This is a genomic window from Halosolutus halophilus, from assembly GCF_022869805.1.
Classification (GTDB): Archaea; Halobacteriota; Halobacteria; order Halobacteriales; family Natrialbaceae; genus Halosolutus; species Halosolutus halophilus.
In genome coordinates this window covers 2,372,831-2,399,161 of record NZ_CP094974.1, presented here as the reverse complement: position 1 = coordinate 2,399,161, position 26,331 = coordinate 2,372,831, and the positions used below count along the sequence as shown (strand labels likewise).

Sequence of the window (26,331 nt, the reverse complement as noted above, 5' to 3'; positions counted from 1 at the left end):
GATCGCGACAGGGGCGCCGAGCCAGCGACGACGCCGTCGCCGGTGATGAACCCGTCCGCCTTGTAGCGATGCTTTTCTCCAAACCATGTCAACGACAACAACTCCCACGTCCACGGACAATCATGTCTCCCCGCAGCGAGCGTTCGATCGGCTCGTCTGGCACAATCCTCGCGTCTGTAACGGTTGCTTCGAACACGTGAAGAGTGTCGACAAAGCCTGTCTCACTCGAGGTCGCGCCGAACCACTCGACGTCGAGGACCACCATCGCACCGAACACGCCACACTCGAGCAGGACATCGAGGCAATGGATCCGGCGCCAGAGGGCCAGTCCCGGGATTCCTATGGTGAGCGTGGTCGGGCCGTGCCGCGGACGACTTGCCGCAACTGCGCTCGAATCGGCTGCTGGGCTGACGACGACACGCTCTCGAAAGTCCAGGCCGTTCGGTTGACGACACCGCTAAGCAATCGCCTTGAGGAGGCCGATCTCGAGTTCAACGAGCGCGTACTCCGCCAGGCGGTTCGACTGTTCAAAGAGAACGAGGACGTCCAGGGCTACGACACGGAGATCTTCCGGCGCTCCGTGAAGCTGGCCATCAATCGAGGGTGATTTCGATGTTCGAAACCCTTTCGGACGATGTCGTCTACTGGGCTGGCGTCGCGATTGTCTCCCTCCTGGTGATCGGCCGGCTCTACATTGGCGAGCATTACTTCGACGATCAGTCTCGCTTTTGGGCCCCGGTCCGCCGAGCGGTCATCCCGTTGCTTCACCGGCTGTTTCAGCAGAAAGACGATAACCTCTATGCGGAAACCGAGGTAACCGAGGACGAACTCGTCGACGTCGTCGACCGCCGGCCCGAAGCAGTCCTGGAGGACCTCGCGGCCGCCGGCTACGAACCGAACCCGCTGGCATCGCTCGCGACAGACTGGACAGGAAAGACGGAGATCACCAGTTGGGCCCACTACGAAGGCCCGCGACCATTCCATGGTGCGCCACACTTCCTGAAACCTCGACAGGTCCATGTCCGACTCTTTCCTCGCGAGGAGGGGACGGCGATCACCGCTCATGAAGAAGCGAACCCGTGGCGACCCGACCAGTGGCAGGACCACTACCGCGGCGAGACACTGGATGTCGAACATGGAGTCGCGGTAGCTGCGTTCGATCTCGGCCTCGACCACATCTTCGACGAACACGCGAACGCCCACACGGAGGTCTGACGAGTGATGGTGGCCACGAGCACACTTCGGGTTATTCTCTGGGGGACCAGCCTCTTGACCGCTGGCGCTGCGTTCGGAATGGACTGGGCGATCCAGTCGGTCGAGGTTCCGCTGTGGGCCTTTCTCGTCGTGACGTTCGTCCCGACGCGGGACCTCGTCGACGCGGTGACCGACGTCCTCGATGCAGCCGTTCGAAAGGTGACACAGGGCGAGGGTAGTCAGCGATAACCGAGGACCGCACCGAGATTGATGACCTACCAGTACAACTGTGACGGATTCTGTAATCCCGAGACGATCTATGGCGGCCGGCCAGCCCTTACTGCGGAGTTCAGCGAGGAATTCATCAAGGCTAGCCAAGCTGGCGGCGACGTCGTCGAACACGGCTACGAAGAGGGGAACCTCGTCACGCTCTGTCCTGAGTGCACGCGCAAGCTACTCACCGAACGCCCATGACCGACTCTCGAGATCGACATCGTGATCGCGTTCACAGTGAACGTGCCGGTCGACACTGCCCAGTGTGTGGCCGTCCGTTTGAGTACGCCGATCGCGTCGATGTCCACCACCACGACCAGGACTCACGCAACGGCCACCCGGCGAACCTCCGGAAGCGGTGCAAGCGCTGCCACCTCGAGGACGAGCACAATCGTCCCGACGACGTTGACTCGCCGAAAACGCCGACCGGCCTCTCTCGACGCGGACCCCGCGGCGTGAGCCGATCGGAACCGCGTTGATCCACCACTGACAGTACGTCTCGTTACGATCCACCAATGACAGACACCGAAGGCGAAGAGTACGAGATCTCGAGCGAGCCACCTCGAGATGAGCAGGGCCATCCGATCCATCCGGAGCGAGGCCACCGTATCTGCGGCGCCGTCAAATCCGATCGGACGACGCCGACCGATCACGGCCGGGAGCGTGACGACTACGAGTACTGTCTGCTGGCGGCCGGCTGGGGGACCGATCGGAACGTCGGACCCTGCAGCAAGCATCCGGTGACTGGTGAACAGTGGGGCGAGTCCAACCCCAACCACCAGCACGGTGGGTACTCGGAGTTCGTCGACTTCATGCAGGAATCGCTGACCGAGTCTGAGCGCGAGGCGATGGAGGCGCTCGATCTCGAGGAGGCTGGCGACGACTTTGCGGCAGACGTCGTCAAAGAGGTCTACCTCAAGTACCTCCGAACCGGTGACGATCGGTTCCTTCGCGAGGCCCGACAGTGGGCCAGCGAATTCGGCGTGATCGAGAAGCCGGCCGAGAAACTTGAAGCGACCGTCGACGCGGACGTCGACCAGACGACCACGCAGGAACTCGGCGAGGATGAGAAAGAGATCGCCCGAGAGCTGATCAGACAGCAGCAACAGCAGGATGCGGGTGATCCCGATGAGTAGTCTTCTCGAACCCGACGACGTCGACGCCGGCGCCGAGCAACTGCTCGAGATCGTTTCCGATCCTGAGCTCAAACGCGATCTGCTCAACCCGTTCGAGACGGGCGACTGGATCACGTACGCGAACGAGCTGACGCGCAACTACATGGCCGAAGAGATGGAGGAAGACCAGTACCACCTTCTCGGCGATCACCACGAGCGCTGGCTCGAGTCGTTCGACGGCGGCGACCGCGTCCTGTTGTGCCATCGCGATGGCCTGAAGACGACGATCACGCTGGCGTACCTGATCGCCTCCCTCGAGTACAAGGACGGATTCCGCGCAATCTGGGCGATGAACAACCAGGGCTCGGTCAAAAAGAAAGCCGACACCGAGTTCTGGAAGATGGTCGAGCGCAACCCGTGGCTCACGAACCTCAACGGCCCCCGAAAGAAGGACACGATCGAGACGAAAGAGTTCGCTAACGGCTCGATTCTGAACTCGGGTTGGCTGTTCGGCGGGATCGAGGGCGATCGTGCCCACCTGCTCGTCCTGGACGACATCATCAAAGAGAAAGGCGATGGGGACACCGAGGACGTCCTCGACTGGATCCAGGCCGTCTCCGTCCCGATGGTCAAGGAGGGCGGGCGCACAGTGATGATCGGGACGCGCAAACGCCCGGATGACATCTACAACGGCTACCGCGCCCTCGAGGGCTACGAGTTCGACGAGTACCCCGCAATCCTCGACTACTGGGATCAGCAGTTCGGCGCCGACGATGACTGGGAGGAACGCCGACCCGACGAGGATCTCTACACCGAGGTCGAGGATCCCTGGAACGACGGCGAGACGTTGCAGGTTCTCTGGCCCGACGCTCGAGGCCCAGAGTGGCTCGCTAACAAGCGATCGCAGATGTCCGATCACCGGTTCTGGCGGGAGTACTGCCTCGTCATCATGGGCTCGAGTGGGAACCTGATCGAAGCAACGGACGTCCGGCAGTCGGCCGCGGAGGGCGGTTGTTCGATCGACGATCGCGATCCGCCGCCGAAGTACCGCGCCGGTCCGGGCGAGGTCATCATCCTGGGTCACGACCCGGCGAACTCGCCGACCGGCGACGACGCTGCGTTCTCGGTCTGGCTCCTGCAGCGTGACGGCCGACGTCGCCTCCTGGACGCCCACGCCGAGGCGGGGATGCAGCCCAGTCAGGTGAAAAACCAGCTCGTCGAATTCGACCGGCGGTACGATCCCGCATTGATCGTGATTGAGGACAACGGGATGCAGAGCTACGTCGCTGAGGATGCGATCGAGTTCGACTCACAGCTTGCTGCGAAGGTGACTGGGCTCTCGACATCCGGCCAGAAACACAGCTGGGAAAATGGTATCCCGCGGCTACGGACGCTCGTCGAGAACGGCTACATCCTGTTCCATCGGGGCCATCGGCCGACAGAAGACTTCGTGACGGCGATGCAGTCCCTCGAGCGACGTGACGGGAAGTTGCACGGCCACACGCCGGACCTGATCGTCAGCTGGTACATGGCCGAAAAAGGATTCCGCCGGCTCGAGTCGATGGGTGCGATCGATGCCGATCGTGACGCAGGCGATGTCAAGGATGGAGAAGATGACGACGGCAGTGGTGTGAGTTACCTCTAATTCCAGATACAAATATGAGTAGCGACGATACGATCGACAACACAGAGGAGACGAGCGTCGAGCTCTCAGTCTCGACACTCGGTAACGGAGAGACGATGTCGAAGGCTCGTGAGACGACGCAACTCGACGAGCGCCGGATCGCGACCGATGTTGGCCATGGGATTCAACCGCCGTACAACCCCGAGACGCTAGCCGCCTTCCAGGAACTGAACGAGACACACCAGGCGTGTGTCCGGAAGAAATCGCGGTACGAGGTCGGCTACGGCTTCGATATCGTTCCCCATCCCCAGACCGACGACCCAGACCCGGACGGCGACGCCTACGACGCCGTCGAAACCTTCTGGCGTAGCGCTGATTCCCGCTGGCAGGTCGGCCCCGAAGGGACAGCCGCGTCCACACCAGAGGAGGTCCTCGAACTCGCTCGACAGGACTATCACGGCATCGGCTGGGCGGCACTCGAGATCCTCGTCGAGGGTGACGGAACGCCGATCGGGTTGGCGCACGTCCCTGCGACGACCGTCCGGGTGCGGAAGACAACCACCACGATCGAGACCGAAGACGGCGAGGAAAAGGAGGTCATCCAAAGCGGTCACGGCTACGTTCAGGTCCGCCAGGGCCGTCGTCGGTACTTTGGTGAGGCAGGCGATCGGTACCGCGGCCAGGGCGAAGACGACGACCGCGAGCCGATCTTCGTCGACAGAAAGACGGGCGACGTCGCCAACGATCCTACGAATCTCAAGAACAAGCCCGCAAACGAACTCATATTCATCCCGAACCCGTCGCCGCTCTCGCTGTACTACGGCATCCCCGACTGGGTCGCGGCCATGCAGACGATGGGGGCCGATCAGGCGGCGAAGGAATGGAACCACGACACCTTCGAGCACCTCGGCATCCCCTACTACGTCGTCAAAGTCACGGGCGGGACGCTCACCGAGGACTCGAAGGACGAACTCCGGGAGTTGATGGACAACCTCAAAGGCACTCGCTATCGGACGGCGATCCTCGAGGTCGAGGAGTTCCAGCAAGAGCGTGATCTCACTGGCGAGGAAGGAAACGACATCGAGATCGAACTCGTCCCGATCGGTTCGCGCGAGGATCTGGACATGGAGTTCCAGGCGTTTCGCGAGCGCAACGAGCACGAGATCGCGAAAGTCCACGAGGTTCCGCCGATCCTCATCAACGTCACGTCGACGTCGAACCGAGCGAACTCGAAAGAGCAGGTCCGCGAGTTCGCTGAAGACGTCGTCGCTCCCGAACAGGCGAAGTTCGAGGCTCGGCTGTACCACATCCTCCACCAGACCGCACTCGGCGTCGACGACTGGACGATCCAGTTCGAGCTTCGCGGCGCCGACCGACCGGAGAAGAACGCTCGGGTAGCCCGCAACCGCGTCGACGCCGCAGGACAGGCCGTCACGGTAGACGAGGCTCGAGAGGCAGCCGGCTGGGACCCGTTGCCCGACGACCATCCCGTCGACGGCGACACCCTACTCATCAACCTCGGCAACAATGCCGACGAAGGTGACGAGGAACCACCGCTTGAGGACCAGCTCCCGCCGGAGGACAACAAGATCGGCGAGCGCGACTGGGCCGACGTCGAGGCTGACCTCGCGACCAAGGAGATCGAGCAGATGCAGTTCGATAGCTCGAATCTCGACGAGGGCCTGTACGATTTCGACGAGCAGGAGCTCTATCTCTCGTTCCTGCGTGACGAGGGCCAGTCGTCGCTGTACGCCTACGTCGACGTCCCGGCGGCGGAATGGTCGGCGCTTGCGAGCGCCTCGAGTCACGGGAGCTACCACTACGATTCGATCCGCCTCGAGTACCCGTACATCGAGATCACGAACTTCCATTCCAGGCTGCCGGAGGGACCGAGTCCCGATCCGGAGGACGTCCCCGACGACATCCCGATGTGACGCAATCGCCGATGACCCAGGGAGCGACCCGACTCCCCTGTGCGAGGCTCGACCGGGCGCACGTTCTGACCATGACCAACAAGAACCAAGAGCACGGCGAGAAGCGTGGCGTCCTCTCTACCGGTCGAGCCCGGAAACTACAGGACGCCGACACGGACGCCGCCGACGATGACACGGAGGACTGACACGTGCCTCCAGTAAGTAAAGCCGGAGGATCGGCCTTCCGCAAGGACGTCGAGTTCGTCGCGAAGGACGACGACGAGCAGATCGCGGCTGGCATCGTGATGGTGCCGGACAAGGTTGACCTCCAGAACGACTTTGCTCGCGAAGAGACCATTCGCGAGTTCGCCGACCAGTTCGAGGCCTTTGTCGAGGCCGGCCAGGCTGGCGGCGGCGTCATGCATGCCGTCTGGCCCGACGACTGGATGGCCCTCGAGCGCAACGAGGTCCTCGACGAGGCCGAGGAGATCGGCGGAACCGAGGCCCCGGCCGGCGCGTGGATCCAGGAGTGGGCGATCAACAACAACGATCTCTGGTCGCTCATCACCGACGGGATCCTCGAGGGGTACTCGATCGGCGCGATCCAGGTCGACTGGGAGGGTCCGTTCGAGCAGGACGAGGTCAACGACGTCGCAGTCCCCGATGCGATCGACGACGAGGCACTCGTCTGGGAACTCGTCGACGGGATCATCCGCGAGGTTTCGGCGGTCGACATCCCGGCGGTCCCAGACGCCCAGATCCTCGACACGAAGGCCGACACCGAGAAGCGTCTCGGCGACTACCTCGGTGATCGCGACGGCTTTATCGACGAAGCCCTCGAGCGCGGCCATTCGGAGGCCGAAGCCGAGCGTCTCTGGGAGCTACTGAACGACGCGGTCGAGACCGAGGGGGCGGCCGAACCGGGCAAGCAATCGATGTTCGCCCGCGCCGGCAAGGCGTTCCTCTCGGCACTCTCTGGGTCCGGGTCCGATGACGACACCGAGGCGAAGACGTCCGAGGCCCTGGACCGCAGCCGCGATCGTGACCGTGGGAGCGACAAGGAGGGGCGCACCCTCTCGACGACAAACCGTAACTCGTTATTCGCGACGATCGACGCCTCGCTGGACGTCCTCGAGGACGCCGGCGTCGATCACGGCATGACCCGGTTCACCGATCGGGACGACGTCGGCTTCGATCTCTCCGAACACAGCGCTCGCGAGTGGCCCAACCCCGACGAGGAGGACGAAGACGAAGAGAGCGCGGGAACGACTGGACTGCCTTTCGAATCCGCCGCCGGCGGCGAGACGCCGGACGACAACACAACCATGAGTGACACTGACGACCCGTGGGAGGACGCCCCGGAGTGGGCCAAAGATCTGCGGGACAATCAGGAGGAGAACAGCAAGCGAATCGACGAGATCGCCGCTACCGACGACGAAGGCGAGGAGAAAGACGCCTGGGAGGACGCCCCTGAGTGGGCGAAGGACCTCAAAGACCAGCAGGAGAAAAACGCCGATCGTATCGACACGATCTCGAAGCAGACTGGAACCGGCACGCAGCAGCTCGGCAAGAGCGAGGCGGAAGAGACCGAGAAAGGCAGCGGCTTCACGCTGGACCCGCGGAAGGCGGGGAGGTAACCACCAATGACGATCAGCTCCACCCGCACGCAGAACGAAAAGGCACTCGAGAAACTCGACACGACGGACATGGCCGGCGGCGTCCTGCCGCGGGACCTCTTCGAGGAGTGGTATCAGAAGGTCGTCGACTCGGCGGCCATGCTCCAGGGGGCCCGCACAGAAGACCTCCCGCGGCCGCAGATGGACATCCCGCGGATCAGTGTCGGCGAGCGGATGCGGCGTGGGTCGGCCGAGAACTCCGGCAACGATGGCCAGGGCGAGGTCAACACCGACGCCGTCAGTCTCGACGTCGAGAAGGGCACGCTCGCGTACGACCTCTCGCGGGAGTCCGTCGACGACACGCTCGACAACGTCGACGAGATCGTCCTGGACATGCTGGCCCGACAGTTCGCCGTCGACACGCAGGATCTCGCGATCAACGGTGACGAGTCCGACGCGGACGCGTTCCTCAACCAGAACGACGGCTGGCTGAAGATCCTCGCGAACGCCACCGATACGAACACCTACGACCACACGGACGCCAACGGCAACCCACAGCCGGTCGATACGGGCCTCTTCAACGAGGCGATCCAGACGATGCCGAACAAGTACCTCCGGTCGGATCGCTTCGAGCCCGTAGTCTACATGAACGAGAATCAGGTCCAGTCCTACCGGATGGCCCTGACCGAACGCGAGGATCCACTGGGTTCGGCGGTCATCTTCGGTGACGAAGATATCACGCCGTTCTCGTACGACGTCGTCGGCGTGGCCGCGTGGCCCGAGGACCAGGCTGTGTTCACGCACCCGCAGAACTTCGTCTACGGCCTCTACGACGAGGTCGAGATCCGTGTCCTGACCGAGACGGACAAGGTCGCCGAGAACGACCTCTTCGCGCGCTACTTCATGCGCGTTCGCGACGACTTCGCGATCGAAGACGAGGAAGCAGCGGTCCATATCACGGGCATCCAGACCTAGAGGGCCGACAATGACGACTACTAACGAAAAGGTCCGCGAGTCCTACGAGGAGCATCGTATCGTTCGCCGACTGTCGTCGGATCCCGCCGTAGCCAACCTCGAGGGTGGCGAGATGTGGTACAACACGACAGCGGACGAGTACCGCGGCTACGAGGCGGGCACCGGGATCGTCTCGCTCAGCACCACGGCCGTCTGAGGTGATCGGAGATGCCAACTATTCGGTACACCGACGATGGCGGTCGGTATCGTGCCGGCGGTGTGACTTTCGAACCTGGCGACGAGGGCGAGGTCTCCGCAGGGCTGGCCGAGCATCTGGTCGACGCCGTCGGCGACTTCGAGTACGTGACACTCGAGAATGCTGACGCGGATAAGACCACGAATGGAGACGATGCGTCGGAAGACAGTCTGGCTGGCGAGGACGAGAGTCCGGAAGATGACGATCTTATCGACGAACTCCAGGGGCTGACTATTCCTGAGTTCGAGGCGGAACTGGAGAGCGGCCGCTTCGACGATCGCCTCGACGCTGTCGCAGAAGCAGAACGCGAGGGGAAGGATCGCGCGGGCGTTCACGACGCGATCGGCGTTCGCCGGGCCGAGATCGAGGGCTAACTCATGACCGCTTGGAACGAGACAGTCGTCCTCGCGAACTCCGAGAGCCTCGCGGCTGGTGGGGGGACGAACGCACTGACCGATGGGCTTCGGGATCCGGTCGTCTGTGTCGCTCTCGAGGACCTCGAAGGATCGGCCGACGATACGCTCACGATCGAGTTCGATGGCGCGGCTGGGACCTACGAAGCCGACGAGCGCACACTCTCGGAGACACAGTCCTACACGGTCGACATCCCACAGTGCGAGAGCGTCTCGGTGATTAGCTCGAACGGCGTCACGTACAGTATCGAAGTGCGATCGAATCCGGACTAAATCAATGGCAACGGGATACTGTACCGTCGAGGACGTCCGCCGAGCGCTGCAAGAGTCCGGCTTCAGCGGCGCGACGGTCGAGGACAACAACAAGGTCGTCGTCGACGCGATCACCAGTCAGACCGAGTGGCTCGAGAAGACGACGAAACGCCACTGGTACGAACCCAACGGGATCACCGAGGACGATCACGGCATCATCCCGACGTCGCCAAAGTCCCGCGACGACGAGGAGGATATTCCGACCGGCGGCGCATTCGTCGCCGGCGAGCCCGCAACGCCGAAGACGTGGCAGGGGTCATACACACGGATCCGGCTGGCCCGTCGCGACGCCGAGTCCGTCTCGGAGTTGCTCGTCCGTACGCCCGAGGGCTATGAGGACTGGGCCACCGAGTACAGCGGTGGGACGTGGCCCAACGCGCTCGGTGAGGACTACTACCTCCGCGTGAACAATGGCGGCTGGACCGAACTGTACCTCGACAGCAAGAACCTCCTCGACGAGGACGACGAACCGCTGCTCGAGACGTATGCGAACGCGGTCTACGTGTCGTATACGTACGGTCATGAGGGGATCCCGCAGACGGTCCGCCGTGCGGTCGCAATGAAGACTGCGGCGCAACTGCTCGCGCCCGACGACGACAGCGCCCTCGGAATCCCCGAGAACGCGAGCCTCCAATCGGTCGAGACGAAGGTCCAGGCACTCGAGCGCCAGGCCGAGGAACTGTTGGAGGTCTACTTGTGAATCTCTCATCCAGCTTTGAGGACGATCTTCGCGAGGCGCTTCTGGACGACGTCGAGCAGCGGGCCCGATCGGAGATCGCGCCGGAGGTCCAGGAACGGGCTCACGAAATCCTCGAAGCGTACGGATCTCGCCACGACTACAACGTCTCGACGCTGATCGAGGCCGGCAAAACGTGGGTTGAGCGGACTGATCGCGATGTTCGCGTCCGCTGGGGGTGGCCAGAGCCAGCGATCTACTTCGATCGCGGGACAGCCGATCACCAGATTAAGGCGAGAAATGTGGACATGCTGAGCTTCGTCTGGGAGGACCGGCACGACCCGCCAACATGGGTTCGAGAGGAGTACGAACGCGAGGGCAACGGCTACCGCGTGTTTCTCCTGGAGGTCCACGTCGAGGGGCTCCCCGAATCGCGGTTCATCCGTGACGCACTGCACTTCGTCCGGAGGTGGCTCGCACGATGAGCGCCGAAGTGGACTGGGTCCTCGATCAACTCGGGAGCGTCGTCGACGGCGTCGGCACCGACTACACCCTTCGGGACGGTGATCCTGTGACGATCAAGCGGATCAACCGGGACGACAGTGGGGTCTACGAAGGATCGAGCGGCGTCGACATGACCGAGCCGATCCACACGCGCACGGAGGACCTCGAGGGCGGGATCTTCATTGGCGCGAAACTGGCCGATTGGGACACCGACCCGGTCGGCACCGAGTACGATCATCAGATCGAGGCCATCGTCGGGCTCACGATCGAGGGACTGACGACTCGCGGCGGGAACTACGGTCACGTCGATCCGGACGGCCAGAACGGCGTGCCGTTCGACGAGTTGACGCGACGGGTTCGGCGGACACTCCTGGCATCTCGAAGCTATCCCAATCCAGGCGTCCCGAACACATCCTACAACGACCTTCTGGTCACGAACGACGACCCGCAGTCGGCCGAATACCGCGACTTCTACCGGTACCAGGTCGACTGCGTCTTTCGCGGTTACGAGGAGCTACCATAACGATGACACACTCCACCCGAACTGACGGAGGTATCGACAGATGACCGGTGCTGGATCGGCACTCCCGGTCGCGTTCGCGATCGAGGAGACGTTCATGGGGGCGATCGTCGACCAAGACTCCGACGGCAACCCGGAGTTCTACGTCCCGGGATACAACCCGACGGTCGAAGAACTCGACCTGCAGCGCGAACTTCAACGGATCCGCGAACCCGACAGTGCGTTTCCGCTGACGTCGCTCACTCAGACGATCGAAGGGGCAGTCTCGGTCTCGTTCGATCTCGCGACTGATACCTGGCACGACCTTGTGTTCTCGAACAACACGATCGAGCCGGGTCTCCGGCCTTCGGGGCGCTGGTACTTCGGCGTCGATCTTGCCAGCGAGACGCCCCAGCGAGTCACGCTCGGAACGATCGTCACGCAGGTCCAGATCCAGTACCAGCAGGGCCAGAACGTCCGCGTCTCGCTGACGATGCTGTACGCCGACGAGGCAGACGAGACGTCGACCGAAGCGGGCGAGTTCTCGGCGACCGACGTCCAGAAACCGAGTGCATCCGACGTCTACGCTCACCATGGCACGACGCTCACGATCGACGCCTCGACCGTCGAGACCTATCTGCAGTCGGCCGATCTTACGATCTCGAACATCGCGCGCTTCCGCGAGGGCGCCAGCGTTCGTCCCGTCGACGCGGTCACGGACGCAGTCGAGCCGTCGCTGTCGACGAACGCGACGTTTACCGAGACCAGTCGGCGCGACCTCGCGTACGGTGGGTCAACGCCGGCGTCGCAATTGAGCGAAGTCGACGCCACGCTCGACTTTACCAACGACGCCGGGACGACGATCGGCTACTCGCTGTCGCTCAAACCGGAGAATTACGCCTGGAACGACTTGGTCGAAGCCGAGACGGACCTGAGCGATGACATCAACTGGCACGTCTCGGACGTCCAGGTGGTCTAACATGGCCCGAGAGACGGAGTTCTTCGAGTTCGAGGCGGAACTCAAGCGGATCCGAGAACAGAAGGAAGAGGTCACCGACAGCATGGTCGAGGTCTCGCGGGAGAACCCCGCGTTCGACGATCTGTCCCGAACCTGCAACGACCTCGATACCTACGACGATGCGATCGTGTGGGCCCGTGACGCCCACGAAGACGAGGCTCAACCGGAGTGGGACGAGACTGTCGACGGCGTCACGCTCGGCGGGCTTACCGGCGGCGAGGAGGCCGAGGCGATCGATCGGCTTCGATCGGCTGGGGGCGGCGAGAAGGCCCGGCGCAACTACTACGTCGCTGCCGGGACGGTCGAGGCACCCTACTGCGATGCACTTGATGACTGGGAGAGCGCGACCGTCGACGAGCGCGTCGCGATCGTCTCCCGACTACCGCCGGCGTATCTCGAGTGGGCTGACGCGAAGGTCGACGAGATGACGTCGGTGGGTGAGGGAAACGAGAACAGCTCCTGGCGGTTGTACGCGGAGAAACTTCGGGCCACGTCGACGGCCGAGTGATGCTCGACTATCTGGTCGGCATCGCGATGGTCCACGGTCACGACCCTCGCGAAGCCCGTCAGTACAGCCGGCGTGATCTCGAACTCTTGGCGCTAATGCACAACGAACAGGCCTTGTAGAAATATATTGTTCGTGATATGTTTTAGCAGTTGTGCTGAATAGAGAGGATGCAGTTAGCAGTCTGGCTTCGTTTATTTCTCGCTGATGGTCTTGAACCAGCTGATGTCTGAACGTGCAATCTTAGCCTCGGAAGGAAGCCTCTTGGTCGCGTGGGTGAGTGAACCGTAGTAATGTATCTCGTTACGTTTCGCCTCGATCCAGGGGAGTACGACGCAGAATTTCACGACCTAAACGACGCGATACAAGCGACTGCTGAGAACACAGAGGGGTATCTAGGTAAGCGAACATGGCATTCCCCAGAGAATGAGGAAGTTCTCGTCGTTTACTACTGGGAGTCGCTAGACGCGCTTGAGTCGTTTGGCGCAGATTCTGACCACAAAGAGGCGAAACAGCGATGGACAGAGTGGTACGATGCATACGAAGTCACCGTTACAGAAATCATCGAGTCATACGGAAGTGGGTTTGGTGACGACGCAGACCCGCCCGCATAGGGCAATCACTGTTTCGTTTGATTGGCGTACTCAGCAATCGTTCGATAAGCCACCCTCTGTACTGGCCAATCACCATCTTTGCTAACTGAGTTTCGGAGCTGATCTGGTGCGACATTCGCGCGTTGTATTCAGCACGCCACTCATCTCAGATGTGAATTATCTCAACAGAGCCAACCGATACTCACCATGAGCGAATTCGAATCGGAAGCCACGCTAGACATCCTCGTCGAGCAGCAGTCGCTCCGTGCGGCTCGCCAGCAGGTCGAACAAGAGTTCGCACAGACGCCGATCACCGTCGACGTCCAGACGGACACCGATCGCTCGGCCCAGGCTCGGCAGACGTCATCGCCGGACGACACACGGACGGAGTCGCGCGAGATGGCTGCTCGCGATCGGGCCCGAACGCGGCAACTGCTGACCAACCAGACGGCCGTCCTCGAGGACATCGCCGCGCAGGTAGAGACACTCGCCCCCGAGGAGTCTCAAGACCCCCTCGATCTCGCGGAGCTGACACCGGATCCTGTCGAGGAACCGGACCCAGCAGAGAGTGAGCCACCGGGGGACCTCGCGCTCTCGCTGCCCAGTGGTGCCAGTCCAGAGTTCCCAGAGCAGCCACCCCAGCGGACGGATGGAGGTCGCAACGAAGGCCGCCGACGCCGTCGGGAGCGCCGACAGTATCGGTGGGATCGGCAACGAACAGAGAGCCTCGAGGCGGCTGTCGAACTTCTCGCTGGCCTCGAGGGAGACGACGGCGGCGGGGCTGGAGGGATCCTCGACGAACTGCTCGGCGTCGGTGCTGGCGCCGGCGCTGGTCTCCTCAGTGGTGCGATCGGACCAGCACTCGGCTCCGGGATTGGCTCGGCTGTCGGCACGGCCGTCGGTGACGTCCTCTCCGACGAGGAGGTCGCGCTCAACACCGAGGATGTCGAGGAAATCGGTGTCGACGTCCCCGACGATCCGCTGGCCGTCGATCATCCCAAGGACCCATACGCAGTCGACCACCCCGACGATCCGTACGCGATCGATCACCCCGAGGACCCCTACGCGGTCGACCATCCGGAGGGACCGTACGCCGTCGACCATCCGGGGGAACCGTACGCGCTCGATCATCCCGACGAGCCGTACGCCGTCGAGGACCCCAGCCCGCTCGAGGTCGAAGACGTCGGACCGATCGAAGGGGAACCTCTGGATCCGACTGGTGTGGATGTTGCGGTCGATGTGACGTCCGAGACAGGGACAGGTGGCGATCGTGAACTCCCCGATGACATCCCAGAGATTGATAGGCGTGAGAATATCCCAGAGCAAATCTCAAAACGGGCCGACCAAGGCGGCGATGTGGTCCCAGGACTCGGCCATCTTGCTGGCGGTGCCTTCGGTGCGATAAAAGGGTTTGGTGACTTTATGCCGGGCAGCAAGGCACGAGCACGTGAAGCACGGACGAGAAGGGAGCGACGCGATGCGCTCCTCGAGGAAATCGCTCGTGGCGGCAGTGGCGGCGGCGGCCAAACCCAAACCTCGGTCCGAGTCGAGGCAGGTGCATCGAGTTCCCAACCAGCCGAGATCAATACCGAGGTCGGTCCGGTCGACGTCGGCGTCCAGGACCTCGATCGGATGGTGGAGGAGGCGACGAGAGCGTTCGAAGAGCGGATCCAGGAGGCCCGAGACGACCTCGAGCGCCAGATCGACGACCTCGAGCGGCAGATCGAACGATCGCGGTGATATTTATGATCGATGCAAAACAATACAAATCATATGAACACTTCAGCGCACGTGGCCGAATGGTTCCGGATGGTGGTCCTGTTCACACTCGGGATCATTTTTCTCGGTGTCCTGACCGCCTACGTCGGTGGCGGATTGTACGCGTTTCTGGCCCTCTTTGCCTTCGTCACTCTCGGTTACGTCGTTTATCAGTGGGATCAGTCCCCCGAATAGCTGACCAACCGCCCTGCGACACTATTTTCGATACAAAATGCCCGGACTGAGTGACAAAGCCGTCCTCGAGATCGACCTGGACAACCGAACCGGCGTCTTCGAACTCCGTGGCGGCCTCGGCGAGAGTGGCGAGATCACCCGCGAGTTCATCCTCTCCAACCGGGGACAGTATCTCCGCCAGGCGTTCGACCTCGCCTCGGGCGCGATCGACGACATCCAGGACGCCGACTTCGAACGCCGCCGCGGATACCACGTCGACGGTGGCGCCGGCGAGCATTCGTTCTCGATTTCGTTCGAAGCCGGCTTCAACGACGGTCGGTGGGGCGACGGCTCGACCGATCCGACCAACCCCGACGACGTCACGCAGTACGACGCCGCCGGCTGCGGCCCGCTCGACCAGAAACAGATCCTCGAACACTACCTCGCCGAGGCCCGGACCGACTCCGGCGGGCGAGCTCGTCTCTACCACGGTCAGTTTACCGACGGCACCTACGCCACTACGGCGGGGGCCTTCGGCGAGCCGCTGGTCGTCGCGGTCAGCGAGGCGCGGATCGAGTGGGACGGCGGCGACAGTCCCTCGTCGATCGAGGGGACGATCGAACTGACGCGGACGGCGCTGCTCCCGGAGATCGAGGAGGCACTCGATGACGTCCAGGAGGCGATCGACGACGCTGTCGACGAGCTCGCGGACTACGTCCCGGACGTGTGACCTACCATGAAACTGCTCTACAAGATCCCGCTCGAGGAAGCGTCGCACACTAACCAACGCGATGCACGCCGATCGCAACTCGCGGAGGCTGGCGTCCTCGGTGAGAGTGCGGTCGTCGAGCAGGTGTCGAGCGGTGCCGCCGATCTCACCCTCGAGGGCCAGTGGCGGACTGGCACGTGGCATGCGGAACTGTTCGCGACCGAACTCCAGGAACTCGCCAACTCGACGATCGAGGCGACCCCACTCTTTCGCAAGAACGGGACCATCGCGGAGGCGGGCTACTACGAGGTCGAGAACGCCAACGTCGAACCGGCGCATGCCAACGCTCAGGACGTCTACGCGTGGGAACTCGGACTGAAAAAGAAGGGGACGACCCGGGAAAGTTACCGGCAGCTGGCGATCAACAGGCGCCAGGTCGACCACGATTTCGGCAGCGATCTGACGGCGCTGGTCGGCGTGCCTGCCGCTGCGCGAAAGGTCCAGTGGTACAACCCGACCGACGGGACGCGATCCCCGGCGTCGGCGTCCGAGACGCGGTCGGCCGAGTTCGCCGACGTCGAGATGTACGACCTCGACGCCGGCGAGACCGCGGTCGGCAGTGACGCGACGCTGATCTACGAGATCGACTACGGCGACGAGCGCTGGCCGGACTGTCGCGTCTACGATACGCTCGGCGAGGCCGAGAAGTACGTCGAGAACGCCGACGGTCGCGTCCGTGTCTGGGAGAGCGTCTTCGATCCGGCCCACGACCCCGAGGGCAACGTCATCCTCGACACCGGTCGGCTGCGCCTCGAGCTCGACGAAGCCAACGGGACGCTTTCGGCCGAGCGCTGGGACGCGACGAACACCGTTTGGAGTTCGGTCTCGCTGTCAAAGCCGTCGACGACGGACCTCTACGACGTTGACCTCACGGCGATCGGGATGGTCCGCGTGGTGGCGCAACTGACGTTCGACGTCGACGGCACGCTCTACGCCCTGGACGCGATCCTCGAACGCGGCGGCGAGGACGTCCTCTGGCACATCCCAGAGAACGAATCGGGGCCGATCCCGCAGGACCTCATCGACTGGCTCTCGCCGATCGCGGCGACAACGATCGTGGATCCGCAGGCGACGAAGACGCTCGCCTCCCGGAACGAGGTGCGGCGATAGATGACGTCACAGACCTACACCAACACGTACGACACGAGCGGTTCGTACACGCTTGATATTCCATCGGAGGCGACGAATATCTGGGTCGAGCTATCTGGTGCTGGTGCTGTCGAAAACGGCGGGAACGGAGGGTACGCGGAGGGATATATCCCGGACGCGGTCGCACAAGGCCAGACGCTCAACATCGAGGTCGGAGGGTACGGTGAAGAACCGGGGACCGGCAATCACGGAGGAGGCGGTTATAACGGCGGGGGTGCTGGCTATTCAAACGAGTTCGACTCGTACGAAGACGGTTCCGGAGGCGGTGGTGCGTCCGACATTCGGATCGGTGGGACGACCCTCTCGGATCGCGTCGCCGTCGCTGGCGGTGGTGGTGGTGGTACGGCCGACGCTTCATACAGCGGTGGTGACGGTGGCGGTCTGCAGGGCGAGGACGCCGATTGGGCCGGCAGTGACGGCGGATATGGAGGAACACAAACATCGGGTGGTGATGCCGGTGCGGATCTTGGCCCCAGTTCTGGTTCACTCGGCGTCGGCGGTGATTCGGACGATGGCGGCGACGACGGTGCCGGCGGTGGAGGTGGCGGGTACTATGGAGGCGGTGGCGGTGGTAACAATTACGGAGGCGGTGGCGGGTCGTCGTACATCGACGAGCTCAACTCGGCGACGACGACGACCGGCGCAGGATCGAGCGGGAGCACCGACGGCGTCGTGTACGTCGAGTACGAAATCTCGATCGACGCGCCGACCGACCTCTCGGTCGACGCGACTCGCGATACCGAGGCCGACCTCTCGTGGACCGAACCCGACTCCACCGCAGAGGGGCACCGTATCTACCGGTCGACGTCGTCGGGAGTGACGACGTCCGACACGCTCGTCGACGACGTCCCGCAGGGGACCGAGTCGTACACGGACACTGGCCTCGACAACGGGACGGACTATTTCTACCTGATCGAGACCTACAAGGACGACCCCGACGGGAACGAGATTACCGACACCTCGAACGAGGCCAGCGGGACGACGACGCTGCCGGACGTCACCGGCTTCACGCTCGACGGTTCGGTCCAGGGCGAACTGCTCGCCCAGAACTTCGACGCCGGCCTCAACGCCGGGCAATACCGGGTCCAGTGGAAGCGATCGGTCAATTCGTCGTACAGCAACGAGGTGACCGTCGCGTACAACGCCGATCCGCTCGAGTACAACATCACGGGCGTTCTCGACGGCGAGAAGTACGACGTCCGGATCAGGACCGAGACGACTGACGTCACTGGCACCTACCACACGGCCAACGAGATCACGGCGCTTCACGCGCCGGACGGCGTCACGACCCTCAAGCAGTACGCCCTCCAGTTCGACGAAAGTGGAGAGGAGGTAACCGCGTCGAACGACCCGCTGGTCAGTGCGTGGAACAGCTCGCGACAGCTCACGATTTCCGTCGATATACGACTCGACACGATAAACGATGCGACCGCGACATGGCCTAACATCGCGGATTATGCGACTTCAGCAGAGGGGCCGGTCGCCTTCTCCCGGCAGAGCGATAGCGACTACATGCGGTGGACGTTCCCGAAAACCGATGGGAACACCAATTACGCACCGGCCGTGTTCTCCTCGATGGAGGTCGGCGAGTGGCACACCCTGACGCTCGTCGTCGACTATCCGGGCGAGAGTCAGTCGTTCGGGTACGTCGACGGCGACCTCGATAGTGTCAAAGACGACCCCGGGACGTCGGTCGACTGGAATACGGGAGAATCGTTCCGGTATTTCTTCGAGGGGTGGGCCGACTATACGCTCGGCCGCGTCGCGGCGTGGGACCGCCCGCTCTCGGCAGCGGAGGTCGAGGCGCAGGCGAACGGCGCGCTACCCGAGGACGGATTGATCGCCGCACACGTCTTCAACGAGGGCTCCGGGACGACCTCTGACGACCTCTCGTCGAACAGCAACGACGCTACGATTAACGGCTCGCCGACGTGGGTGACCGGCGATCCCGACATCAAGCAGTTCAGCCTCCGTGTCGGGTGGAACGACAACTCGACGTTCGATGGGTCGTACCAGATCTGGCGCGATCGCCTCGACGGCAAGCGCGATCGCGTCTACGATGATCCCGATGACGGCGAACTGCTCGCGACAGTCAGCGACACGACGACCGAGTACTACGATGGTGAGTTCCTCGCGATCGTCCCCAACCAGGACTACACCTACACGATCCGCGCTCAGACGCAGTACGTCGTGGCTGACGGGACAGCCACGCTCACTCCGGATAGCGCCGGCCTCGCCCAGTCCCCGGCCGGGCCGCAGGGCTGGCACGTCGAGATCGATCTGCCGTCCGGGCGGATCGTCCGGCCGCAGATCCTCGACGACGTCCGGTTCGAACCGCGGGTCAACGACCTCCCGCGGGTGCGCGTCCCGGTCCCCCGAGACGAGGCCTACACCCTTCAGGACTACGAGGGCGCTGCGATGCGCGTGTTCCGCGACGGCGATCGCCAGCCGATCGACGAGCTCGAGGACGTCGTCATCGAACCGGGCAAGTCGGAACTCGTCGGGATCGGTGGGACGCAACTCGAGCGCCGCGTCCAGCGCGACGTCATCCAGGAGGCGGCGCACACGCTCGCCGACGACCTCATCACGACCGAGACGGACTACGCGACGGTCGTCGACATGCCCGACGTCGACTCGGTGACGGGCGAACTCCTGCGGTCGGTCGACACCGAGGTCGAGTTCGTCGACGAGCTCGCGCCCGCCAGCACTGAGCCGTGGGTGACCGACAGCGGCGGGATCCGGCCTGCGCAGACCTGCTACTACGAGTTCGCTCAACGGTCGGACTTCCCCGACTATAGCGGGATCTCGTCCCCCAACACGATCGAGGGGTACATCGACGACGCCGCCCGGATGTTCAATTCTTCTGGTGAATATATCGAGTTTCACGATTTCTCGCCGGAGTACACGATTCCGAGCGACAGCGTTGGCTTCGCGATCCGCTGGGGTGGCGATTCGGATCCGAACGACATGGCGACGATCGTCATGGACGCTTCGGACGACTCGGAGGTCGGCCGGATCGAGTGGCAGGCGGGCAGTCAGTCGTTCGGGCCGTACATCGACTTCGACGACACGAGTTTCGGGACGACGTGGGACGGCGGCGACCTCGACGCCGACACGAACTACTACATCCGGCTGGAGTGCCTGCAGAGCAATTCCGAGACGTACGTCGGGGCGATCATGCTCTACGACAAGCGGTTCTACGATCAATCGCGGAGCGGCCCCGACTTCTACAGTTCCGTCGACACGACGAGCGACCAGGCGAACGTGCCGGCGTTGTACCCGCCTCGCGGAACGACGATCACGTCGTCCGACGCCGAGACGATCTACTCGATCGACGTCGGCTACGTGGCCTCGACGTGGACCGACACCAGCGGGCCGCAGGCGATCGCCCTCTCGAACGACAACGGGCTGACGTGGACCGAAGCCTCGAACACGACGAGTCTCACGGCCGACTTTTCCGACCTCTCCTCGACGGTCCGGATCCGGCTGACGGCCGGCGCGTACTCGCCGGACGGCACTCGAGACTCGGATACGCCACGCGACGGCTACGACGCCCAGCGGATCGACGACTACGAGATCACGTTCGACGGCGACGACACGCCGCTGATCCTCAACGACAGTTGGGACGAGGACCTGCTCGACACCCTCGTCGACGTCGCCGACCGATCCGACTCGCTGTTCGAGGTCCGGCAGAACGGCGAGACGACCGAGGTCCACTGGGCCCAGGCCGGCCAGCGTGCGAGCACGCAGGACCTCGATCTCGCCTCCTACAGCGTCACGAAGCGCGGCGAAAAGACGCTTCGGGCGACGATCAAGGGCGGCGGGCGGACGACGCGCGAGACGATCGACGCCGTCCACGATACGCCGGTTGCCCTCGAGCAGAGTAACCTCGTCCCCGGAACTGAGACGGTGCGCGATGCGTCGACGGGTGAGAACTACCAGTACCTCCGGGACTACACGATCAGTAACTCGACCGGCGAGATTACGGTCCAGTCGGGCGGCGAGATCGCCGACGGCCAAACCCTCGAGGTCGAGTACGACTTCAAGATCACGGGGACCTACGAGGACGACGCCTACGCCGGCGACCCACGCCACGATCGCACGGAGACGATCAACGGGCTGACGACCGAGCGCGGGTGTGAGCTCGCTGCGAAATTAATCGTCGATACGGCCTCGACGCCGCGCTGGGAGGCCGACGTCGAGATCCCGGCCGCCGAACACGTCGACGGCCTCCTGGAGGCGATCAACGTCGACGGGGTCGCCGGCGAAGCAATGAGTGTCTACGATCTAGAGATCACGCCGGAGCGGCTCTCGTTGCGGCTGGGATCGCGCAAGCGCGCCGAGGATTCGATTGAGCAGATCCGGTCAACGGTCGACGCGGCCAGCGATCGTGTATGAGACACCGTTATCAAGTCGCTTGTCGAGACATGCAGACCTGTGAATTCTGCTGGTGTTAAGTCAAAGACTATCTGGTCGGTCGACACAGACCGCGTATCTGTCGATTGCTTGTTAATCAAGCCGACGCTGCCTCTCTGCCCAAAACATAAGTTCGTCTCGCATTTCGTCAGGGACGTCTCCAAAAAGACAGCCTAGGCGGTTGCCAAGGTTTTGCCAGCTTAGCGTGTTGAATGTACCCTCGCTGTATGGACCGTTCTCTAGTGCATCTTGCCAGCCTTGATGGAATGTACGTTCGCGACTGCTATCAAGTGGCTTCCGATCGTCCGTCTCGTACTCCAATATGGAATCGTGTGATACCATGGGTCAAATATTCATATTAGATGATAATAAAACTTCATCTGGACAGGCTGGTTCAGCGTAGACGCTCAGAAACAGCCATGAGTAGCCTATTTTCTGTATTCAGCACAACCGCTCTATCAAATCCCAAGAGTTCAGCAGAGTCAGGAATGAGCGTCTTAGTTTGTTCCCCACACTCATTATCCTACCAGTGGTATTATATTATTCCATATACTCTACATGATAGAAGATGTCTACAGATCCCGACCTCTTCATCGCCCCATGCAGTCGAGAGCATAAAGAAACTACAATTCAGTATTTTAGAGAGACAGTCTTAGAAGGAGTCTCCCCTGAGACTTATCCGTCGATCGAGGACATTGGGTACGACGAATCTATCTCCGTCTGGGGAGCGATAAGTTCTAACGAATCGACTTGGGCTCAGATGGAGAAAGAAGATATCGTTCTTTTTTACACCAAATCCGGTGTCTACACGCATTGTGGGATCATTGATAGAACGTATACAGATGAGGAACTTGCCCGGAACATCTGGGCCCCATACGATGAAGGCAGAACAGTCGAAGATATCGAAGATCCATGGTTACACATGTTCTTTCTCCAAGAGGTAACGAAAGTAGATCTCCCTGCTGATGACCTCCATGATGCCCTTGGATACGATATGGATTATCCGCTGAGTTTCATGCGCCCATCTGATACTGCACACAGCCGGCTCAGAACCGAGTTCGGGAGTGTTAGATCGTTCCTTGATCGCTATATTCCAGAATCTGGCTCTTCAGATCCATCTGAGGATGCAGATGCTTCTTCGGCAGACCGTGATACCAGTCCATCTGAGTCGAAAAGTGGCGGAGTAGATCGAGAAGAAAAGTCCGCAGATTTGCGGCCACCTGATCGAATTGAGACAACTGTTAGCCGCATCATCAGAAATACAACGTTAGCAAAAAATCTCAAAGACCGGTACGATTACGAGTGTCAGGTCTGCGGTGATCACCGAAAACGGTCCTCTATAGACCGATATGCGGAAGTCCATCATGTCAAACCGCTTGGCAATTCAGATCCAGGCCCCGATTCTGAAGAAAATATTCTGGTTCTTTGTCCGAACCACCACGCGGATTTTGACTACGGGATGATTGAGGTTGATCCAGATACCATGACTCTCAGCCACGCCTATGAGAGTAATCTCGATGGGAGAAAATTAACTGTGCACTCTGATCACGAACTCTCAAAACGATATCTGGAATACCACAATTCCGAGATCGCGAGACTGTAGATACGACCCCTGAGACGATCATCGTCGGATCCGGTTTCGACAACCGCCTCGTGGGATTCTGCAATGACGATATTGAGACAAACGACCTTGTTGTACTCCTCAATCAGTGATCGGTTCTGGGCGTCGTGCTGAATACAGGACGCCCGTGCTACGGAAGATGATTGAAATGTCGGTTAGGTGTCCGTAGCCACATTAAGAGCCATCGCCATCACTTTCGGTTTGCACCCCATCGTTATATATTTCAAACAAGTCTATGTTATTGTGTGTACAGTTGAGAATAATATGCAGAGAGAAATAAAGTACTGGCCGACTCTAACGGTCGCATTCGGCATTATATTCGCAGTGGTATACTCTGGGCAACTGCTCATAGATGGGAGTCTGTCGAAAGACGCCGGATATCAGACTGCGACGATGGTGAAAAACACTGTCGGTGATGGATCCATCGTATTCACGTGGTTGTTCCATTCTACGCATGCACATTTCATAGAAAATCTCACTTTCTTCCTTCTCACGGGATGGTGGGTCGAGAATCGAGTAGATGACGCCCGATTTATTCTCGGCGTAGCTGCCGTTCTCGGAATCGGTGTGAACGTAGCTGCTGCGCTCTTCTTCCAAGTTCCTGGTGCAGGAATCAGCGGTATCACGACCGGACTGGGAATGATGATCGCTCTGGGAGCGTTCGAGAGGTTGTTTGATTCTAGTGTTCGTTTGATAAAGAACATCCTCGATTTCACATTCTCTGTTGTGTTCGTCCTCTGGAGTGTTGGCGCTCTTGGACCGCTCACATCTGGGACTGCTATTGAAGTCCACGTCTTTGGTGCGGTGTTTGGTGCCGCTTGGTATGCGACAGAAAAGGTTCGCTACGGTTTCCGCTGCCCACCAAGTCCGCAAAGTAGCTGATTTGGCCCTGTAGAAAACCTTGTTCGGTGATAGTTTATCGAAGTAATGCTGAATACAGAGCGCAAACCAGTCATTGACCATTCGCCGATTGGCGAAGAGACAGGATGCTAGACACAGAGGCTCTGCTGATCGGTTAGTTCAGTCCCGGCCACCCTGTGAGTAAGTTCCGCACCAAACTCATCGTACGAGGTTGTGCTGATTCAACTCAAGTATAAAAGGATGGCCTACAGATTTCATGAAAATGGTAGACAAGGAGATGGCGTTGACGTTCTCGGTGCGGAACAACAGAGGTGTCTACGCCCTGCTGTTGGGTTCAGGCGTCTCGAAGGCTGCTGAGATTCCGACCGGGTGGGGAGTGGTCGAAGACCTGATCAAGAAAGTGGCTGAGATAGAAGGAGTCGAACCAGAAGACCCGTTCGAGTGGTACGAAGATGAGTTCGGACAGCCAGCGCGGTACGATGAGCTCATAGAGGCACTGGCTGATACGCAACCAGAGCGCCGCGCTCTACTGGAACGATACTTCGAACCGACGGACGAAGAACGGGAAAATGGAGTGAAGACTCCTACGGATGCTCACAAGAGTATCGCGTGGCTGATGAAGAAGGGGTACATCAGGGTCGTGCTGACCACGAACTTTGACAACCTCTTGGAGAGCGCCCTCCGAGATATCGGTGTAGAGCCAACTGTGATCTCGACGACGGAGGCCGCCGATGGAGCCGAGCCTCTTGCCCACGTTGGCCCAGTCTTGCTGAAGATTCACGGCGATTACAAGGAGACGAACCTCAAGAACACGACAGAGGAACTTTCGTCCTACGATGAACCGATGCTGGCACTCATCGACGAGGTTCTAAACGATTATGGCCTCATTATCTGTGGCTGGTCCGGTGATACCGACCAGGCACTCCGAGAAGCGATTCTTTCGAGCACAGACAGGCGCTACTCCACCTACTGGACCCACCGGAGTGAAGTATCCGACCTCGCAGAGGAGATTATCGAACATCGCAAGGGGTTCAGGTTAGAGATAGAAGGGGCGAGCCAGTTCTTCTCCGATCTCAAAGAGAACGTGAGGGCGCTAGAGAAAGCAGAGGATGGCGCTCCGCTGACCAGGGATGTCATCCGAGAACGTACGAAGCAGTATCTGCCTCGGAATGACCGGAGAATCGACCTCTCTGAACTGATGAAAGAGGAAACAGAGCGTGTATATGGCGAGGTATTCGACTACTCCGCGCTACCGCTGAACGAGGACGTAAACGATGAGAACGTTGAGCAGCGGGTGGAGACGTACGAACAACAGGTCGAGAAGTTAGTCATTGCGACGTCGATCTCTGCGTATTGGGAGAATGAAGTCGATAACCCGGTTGCCCGAGACGTTCTACGAGCGGTCGGTAGACTGAGTTCCCCACCGAGGCCCTCAAGTCGCAATGACGCATTCAACTATTTGAAGCATTACCCCGCGAGTCGGGTGTTTTACGGGGTAGGGATTGCTGCTGTCGAGGCCGAGAACTGGGACCTGGTGCAGCGGTTCGTCAACATCGAGGTGCCGTTTTCACAAATTAGCCACCCTGCTTCATTGGAACTCCACCCGACTAAACTTTGTGCGTATCTGGGTCGTGGAATTAGTCTCAACCAATCACGCTTGAAATTGAGGCTGGAAGATAACCTTCGCGAGCCGCTTCAGGATGTAATCCCGGATAACCGTCGGTACAAACACGCGTTCAGCACGTTTGAGTTTGCGTCGGACTTGCTATACGTAAAACAGAACGGAGACATGATGGGAGGTCTGCCTGATGCCCCGAGAGCAGTCTATGATGAGGGAGAGTTCGAACAGATGGCGGAACGATATGAGTCCGGAGGCGGCCTCCAGGCCCTTTTGGACGAAAATATCGGGGAAGACGTAGTCCCCGACCTAATTGAGAAGTTCCGAGATGAGTCGACTTGGTTCATGTAGAGGGTCAAGCACTCGCTACACTGTGTGTTCAACTCAGCAAATTCATCTAACGACTGTTTCGGTGATGGCACGCTGATGGAAGGTCGACTGCTGAGCACACCCTCTGTATTCAGCACCCCGTTTGTATCAATCGCTGAGGGTCTCAGCAG

General features: G+C 61.0%; 27 protein-coding genes. All 27 read left to right on the top strand.

From position 1 onward, the window contains the following. The first annotated feature begins 85 nt into the window (after nt 1-85). The 27 genes from MUG98_RS11760 to MUG98_RS11630 all read left to right on the top strand — a co-directional run bounded on the left by MUG98_RS11760 (nt 86) and on the right by MUG98_RS11630 (nt 26,182). Entirely contained in the window at nt 86-607 is a 522-nt protein-coding gene (locus tag MUG98_RS11760) for a hypothetical protein (protein ID WP_265112297.1), read from the top strand. A gap of 5 nt (nt 608-612) precedes the next feature. Beyond that, nucleotides 613-1,215, top strand: coding sequence for a hypothetical protein (locus tag MUG98_RS11755; RefSeq protein WP_265112296.1), 603 nt, complete (start codon nt 613-615; stop codon nt 1,213-1,215). A 6-nt stretch (nt 1,216-1,221) separates the two neighbouring features. Continuing rightward, the gene (locus tag MUG98_RS11750) at nt 1,222-1,443 is read left to right on the top strand and encodes a hypothetical protein (RefSeq protein WP_265112295.1); all 222 of its coding nucleotides are present in this window, start codon (nt 1,222-1,224) and stop codon (nt 1,441-1,443) included. A 21-nt stretch (nt 1,444-1,464) separates the two neighbouring features. After that, nucleotides 1,465-1,668: a hypothetical protein gene (locus MUG98_RS11745; RefSeq protein WP_265112294.1), complete on the top strand. Its 204-nt coding sequence runs from the start codon at nt 1,465-1,467 to the stop codon at nt 1,666-1,668. A 314-nt stretch (nt 1,669-1,982) separates the two neighbouring features. Next, on the top strand, nt 1,983-2,603 hold the full coding sequence (locus MUG98_RS11740; RefSeq protein ID WP_265112293.1) for a hypothetical protein: 621 nt from the start codon (nt 1,983-1,985) through the stop codon (nt 2,601-2,603). After that, nucleotides 2,596-4,227, top strand: a complete 1,632-nt coding sequence (locus MUG98_RS11735) for a phage terminase large subunit family protein (protein WP_265112292.1) — start codon at nt 2,596-2,598, stop codon at nt 4,225-4,227. The genes MUG98_RS11740 and MUG98_RS11735 overlap by 8 nt, the downstream gene beginning before the upstream one ends. A 14-nt stretch (nt 4,228-4,241) precedes the next feature. Then, nucleotides 4,242-6,140 carry a phage portal protein gene (locus tag MUG98_RS11730; RefSeq protein WP_265112291.1) on the top strand — a complete coding sequence of 633 codons (1,899 nt, stop codon included), beginning with the start codon at nt 4,242-4,244 and terminating at the stop codon, nt 6,138-6,140. Next, a complete protein-coding gene (locus MUG98_RS11725) occupies nt 6,137-6,325 on the top strand; it encodes a hypothetical protein (protein ID WP_265112290.1) in 189 nt (62 codons plus the stop codon). Before MUG98_RS11730 ends, MUG98_RS11725 begins: the two co-directional genes overlap by 4 nt. 3 nt (nt 6,326-6,328) lie before the next feature. Beyond that, on the top strand, nt 6,329-7,756 hold the full coding sequence (locus tag MUG98_RS11720; protein WP_265112289.1) for an XkdF-like putative serine protease domain-containing protein: 1,428 nt from the start codon (nt 6,329-6,331) through the stop codon (nt 7,754-7,756). Nucleotides 7,757-7,762: 6 nt separating this feature from the next. Next, nucleotides 7,763-8,710: a phage major capsid protein gene (locus MUG98_RS11715; RefSeq protein WP_265112288.1), complete on the top strand. Its 948-nt coding sequence runs from the start codon at nt 7,763-7,765 to the stop codon at nt 8,708-8,710. Between the two features lie 10 nt (nt 8,711-8,720). Continuing rightward, on the top strand, nt 8,721-8,906 hold the full coding sequence (locus MUG98_RS11710) for a hypothetical protein (protein ID WP_265112287.1): 186 nt from the start codon (nt 8,721-8,723) through the stop codon (nt 8,904-8,906). 11 nt (nt 8,907-8,917) lie between these two features. Beyond that, nucleotides 8,918-9,319, top strand: coding sequence for a hypothetical protein (locus tag MUG98_RS11705; protein WP_265112286.1), 402 nt, complete (start codon nt 8,918-8,920; stop codon nt 9,317-9,319). Nucleotides 9,320-9,322: 3 nt separating this feature from the next. Beyond that, the gene (locus MUG98_RS11700; protein WP_265112285.1) at nt 9,323-9,631 is read left to right on the top strand and encodes a hypothetical protein; all 309 of its coding nucleotides are present in this window, start codon (nt 9,323-9,325) and stop codon (nt 9,629-9,631) included. A gap of 4 nt (nt 9,632-9,635) precedes the next feature. Further along, nucleotides 9,636-10,370, top strand: a complete 735-nt coding sequence (locus MUG98_RS11695) for a hypothetical protein (protein ID WP_265112284.1) — start codon at nt 9,636-9,638, stop codon at nt 10,368-10,370. Further along, nucleotides 10,367-10,831 carry a hypothetical protein gene (locus MUG98_RS11690; protein ID WP_265112283.1) on the top strand — a complete coding sequence of 155 codons (465 nt, stop codon included), beginning with the start codon at nt 10,367-10,369 and terminating at the stop codon, nt 10,829-10,831. The genes MUG98_RS11695 and MUG98_RS11690 overlap by 4 nt, the downstream gene beginning before the upstream one ends. Beyond that, complete coding sequence (locus tag MUG98_RS11685) at nt 10,828-11,373, top strand: hypothetical protein (RefSeq protein WP_265112282.1); 546 nt, start codon at nt 10,828-10,830, stop codon at nt 11,371-11,373. Before MUG98_RS11690 ends, MUG98_RS11685 begins: the two co-directional genes overlap by 4 nt. A gap of 40 nt (nt 11,374-11,413) precedes the next feature. Next, nucleotides 11,414-12,328 carry a phage tail tube protein gene (locus tag MUG98_RS11680; RefSeq protein WP_265112281.1) on the top strand — a complete coding sequence of 305 codons (915 nt, stop codon included), beginning with the start codon at nt 11,414-11,416 and terminating at the stop codon, nt 12,326-12,328. A gap of 1 nt (nt 12,329) precedes the next feature. Next, the gene (locus MUG98_RS11675) at nt 12,330-12,875 is read left to right on the top strand and encodes a hypothetical protein (RefSeq protein ID WP_265112280.1); all 546 of its coding nucleotides are present in this window, start codon (nt 12,330-12,332) and stop codon (nt 12,873-12,875) included. A 290-nt stretch (nt 12,876-13,165) separates the two neighbouring features. After that, nucleotides 13,166-13,486 (top strand): antibiotic biosynthesis monooxygenase family protein, encoded by a 321-nt coding sequence (locus MUG98_RS11670; RefSeq protein WP_265112279.1) that lies wholly within the window; start codon nt 13,166-13,168, stop codon nt 13,484-13,486. A 186-nt stretch (nt 13,487-13,672) separates the two neighbouring features. Next, nucleotides 13,673-15,205 (top strand): hypothetical protein, encoded by a 1,533-nt coding sequence (locus MUG98_RS11665; RefSeq protein ID WP_265112278.1) that lies wholly within the window; start codon nt 13,673-13,675, stop codon nt 15,203-15,205. A gap of 33 nt (nt 15,206-15,238) precedes the next feature. Further along, nucleotides 15,239-15,418 (top strand): hypothetical protein, encoded by a 180-nt coding sequence (locus MUG98_RS11660; protein ID WP_265112277.1) that lies wholly within the window; start codon nt 15,239-15,241, stop codon nt 15,416-15,418. Nucleotides 15,419-15,455: 37 nt separating this feature from the next. Beyond that, a complete protein-coding gene (locus tag MUG98_RS11655) occupies nt 15,456-16,127 on the top strand; it encodes a hypothetical protein (RefSeq protein WP_265112276.1) in 672 nt (223 codons plus the stop codon). 6 nt (nt 16,128-16,133) lie between these two features. Next, the gene (locus MUG98_RS11650) at nt 16,134-17,276 is read left to right on the top strand and encodes a hypothetical protein (protein ID WP_265112275.1); all 1,143 of its coding nucleotides are present in this window, start codon (nt 16,134-16,136) and stop codon (nt 17,274-17,276) included. Continuing rightward, complete coding sequence (locus MUG98_RS11645) at nt 17,277-21,713, top strand: glycine-rich protein (protein ID WP_265112274.1); 4,437 nt, start codon at nt 17,277-17,279, stop codon at nt 21,711-21,713. Nucleotides 21,714-22,299: 586 nt separating this feature from the next. Continuing rightward, nucleotides 22,300-23,334 (top strand): HNH endonuclease, encoded by a 1,035-nt coding sequence (locus tag MUG98_RS11640; RefSeq protein WP_265112273.1) that lies wholly within the window; start codon nt 22,300-22,302, stop codon nt 23,332-23,334. A 261-nt stretch (nt 23,335-23,595) separates the two neighbouring features. Next, nucleotides 23,596-24,234, top strand: coding sequence for a rhomboid family intramembrane serine protease (locus tag MUG98_RS11635; protein WP_265112272.1), 639 nt, complete (start codon nt 23,596-23,598; stop codon nt 24,232-24,234). A gap of 241 nt (nt 24,235-24,475) precedes the next feature. Beyond that, entirely contained in the window at nt 24,476-26,182 is a 1,707-nt protein-coding gene (locus MUG98_RS11630; protein WP_265112271.1) for an SIR2 family protein, read from the top strand. Nucleotides 26,183-26,331: the final 149 nt, after the last annotated feature.

Excerpts from the sequence above, each read along its gene's own strand:
- MUG98_RS11760 (WP_265112297.1), top strand. The coding sequence starts at position 86 with ATGTCAACGACAACAACTCCCACGTCCACGGACAATCATGTCTCCCCG.
- MUG98_RS11755 (WP_265112296.1), top strand. The coding sequence starts at position 613 with ATGTTCGAAACCCTTTCGGACGATGTCGTCTACTGGGCTGGCGTCGCG.
- MUG98_RS11750 (WP_265112295.1), top strand. The coding sequence starts at position 1,222 with ATGGTGGCCACGAGCACACTTCGGGTTATTCTCTGGGGGACCAGCCTC.
- MUG98_RS11745 (WP_265112294.1), top strand. The coding sequence starts at position 1,465 with ATGACCTACCAGTACAACTGTGACGGATTCTGTAATCCCGAGACGATC.
- MUG98_RS11740 (WP_265112293.1), top strand. The coding sequence starts at position 1,983 with ATGACAGACACCGAAGGCGAAGAGTACGAGATCTCGAGCGAGCCACCT.
- MUG98_RS11735 (WP_265112292.1), top strand. The coding sequence starts at position 2,596 with ATGAGTAGTCTTCTCGAACCCGACGACGTCGACGCCGGCGCCGAGCAA.
- MUG98_RS11730 (WP_265112291.1), top strand. The coding sequence starts at position 4,242 with ATGAGTAGCGACGATACGATCGACAACACAGAGGAGACGAGCGTCGAG.
- MUG98_RS11715 (WP_265112288.1), top strand. The coding sequence starts at position 7,763 with ATGACGATCAGCTCCACCCGCACGCAGAACGAAAAGGCACTCGAGAAA.
- MUG98_RS11710 (WP_265112287.1), top strand. The coding sequence starts at position 8,721 with ATGACGACTACTAACGAAAAGGTCCGCGAGTCCTACGAGGAGCATCGT.
- MUG98_RS11705 (WP_265112286.1), top strand. The coding sequence starts at position 8,918 with ATGCCAACTATTCGGTACACCGACGATGGCGGTCGGTATCGTGCCGGC.
- MUG98_RS11700 (WP_265112285.1), top strand. The coding sequence starts at position 9,323 with ATGACCGCTTGGAACGAGACAGTCGTCCTCGCGAACTCCGAGAGCCTC.
- MUG98_RS11695 (WP_265112284.1), top strand. The coding sequence starts at position 9,636 with ATGGCAACGGGATACTGTACCGTCGAGGACGTCCGCCGAGCGCTGCAA.
- MUG98_RS11685 (WP_265112282.1), top strand. The coding sequence starts at position 10,828 with ATGAGCGCCGAAGTGGACTGGGTCCTCGATCAACTCGGGAGCGTCGTC.
- MUG98_RS11680 (WP_265112281.1), top strand. The coding sequence starts at position 11,414 with ATGACCGGTGCTGGATCGGCACTCCCGGTCGCGTTCGCGATCGAGGAG.
- MUG98_RS11675 (WP_265112280.1), top strand. The coding sequence starts at position 12,330 with ATGGCCCGAGAGACGGAGTTCTTCGAGTTCGAGGCGGAACTCAAGCGG.
- MUG98_RS11670 (WP_265112279.1), top strand. The coding sequence starts at position 13,166 with ATGTATCTCGTTACGTTTCGCCTCGATCCAGGGGAGTACGACGCAGAA.
- MUG98_RS11665 (WP_265112278.1), top strand. The coding sequence starts at position 13,673 with ATGAGCGAATTCGAATCGGAAGCCACGCTAGACATCCTCGTCGAGCAG.
- MUG98_RS11660 (WP_265112277.1), top strand. The coding sequence starts at position 15,239 with ATGAACACTTCAGCGCACGTGGCCGAATGGTTCCGGATGGTGGTCCTG.
- MUG98_RS11655 (WP_265112276.1), top strand. The coding sequence starts at position 15,456 with ATGCCCGGACTGAGTGACAAAGCCGTCCTCGAGATCGACCTGGACAAC.
- MUG98_RS11650 (WP_265112275.1), top strand. The coding sequence starts at position 16,134 with ATGAAACTGCTCTACAAGATCCCGCTCGAGGAAGCGTCGCACACTAAC.
- MUG98_RS11645 (WP_265112274.1), top strand. The coding sequence starts at position 17,277 with ATGACGTCACAGACCTACACCAACACGTACGACACGAGCGGTTCGTAC.
- MUG98_RS11640 (WP_265112273.1), top strand. The coding sequence starts at position 22,300 with ATGTCTACAGATCCCGACCTCTTCATCGCCCCATGCAGTCGAGAGCAT.
- MUG98_RS11630 (WP_265112271.1), top strand. The coding sequence starts at position 24,476 with ATGGTAGACAAGGAGATGGCGTTGACGTTCTCGGTGCGGAACAACAGA.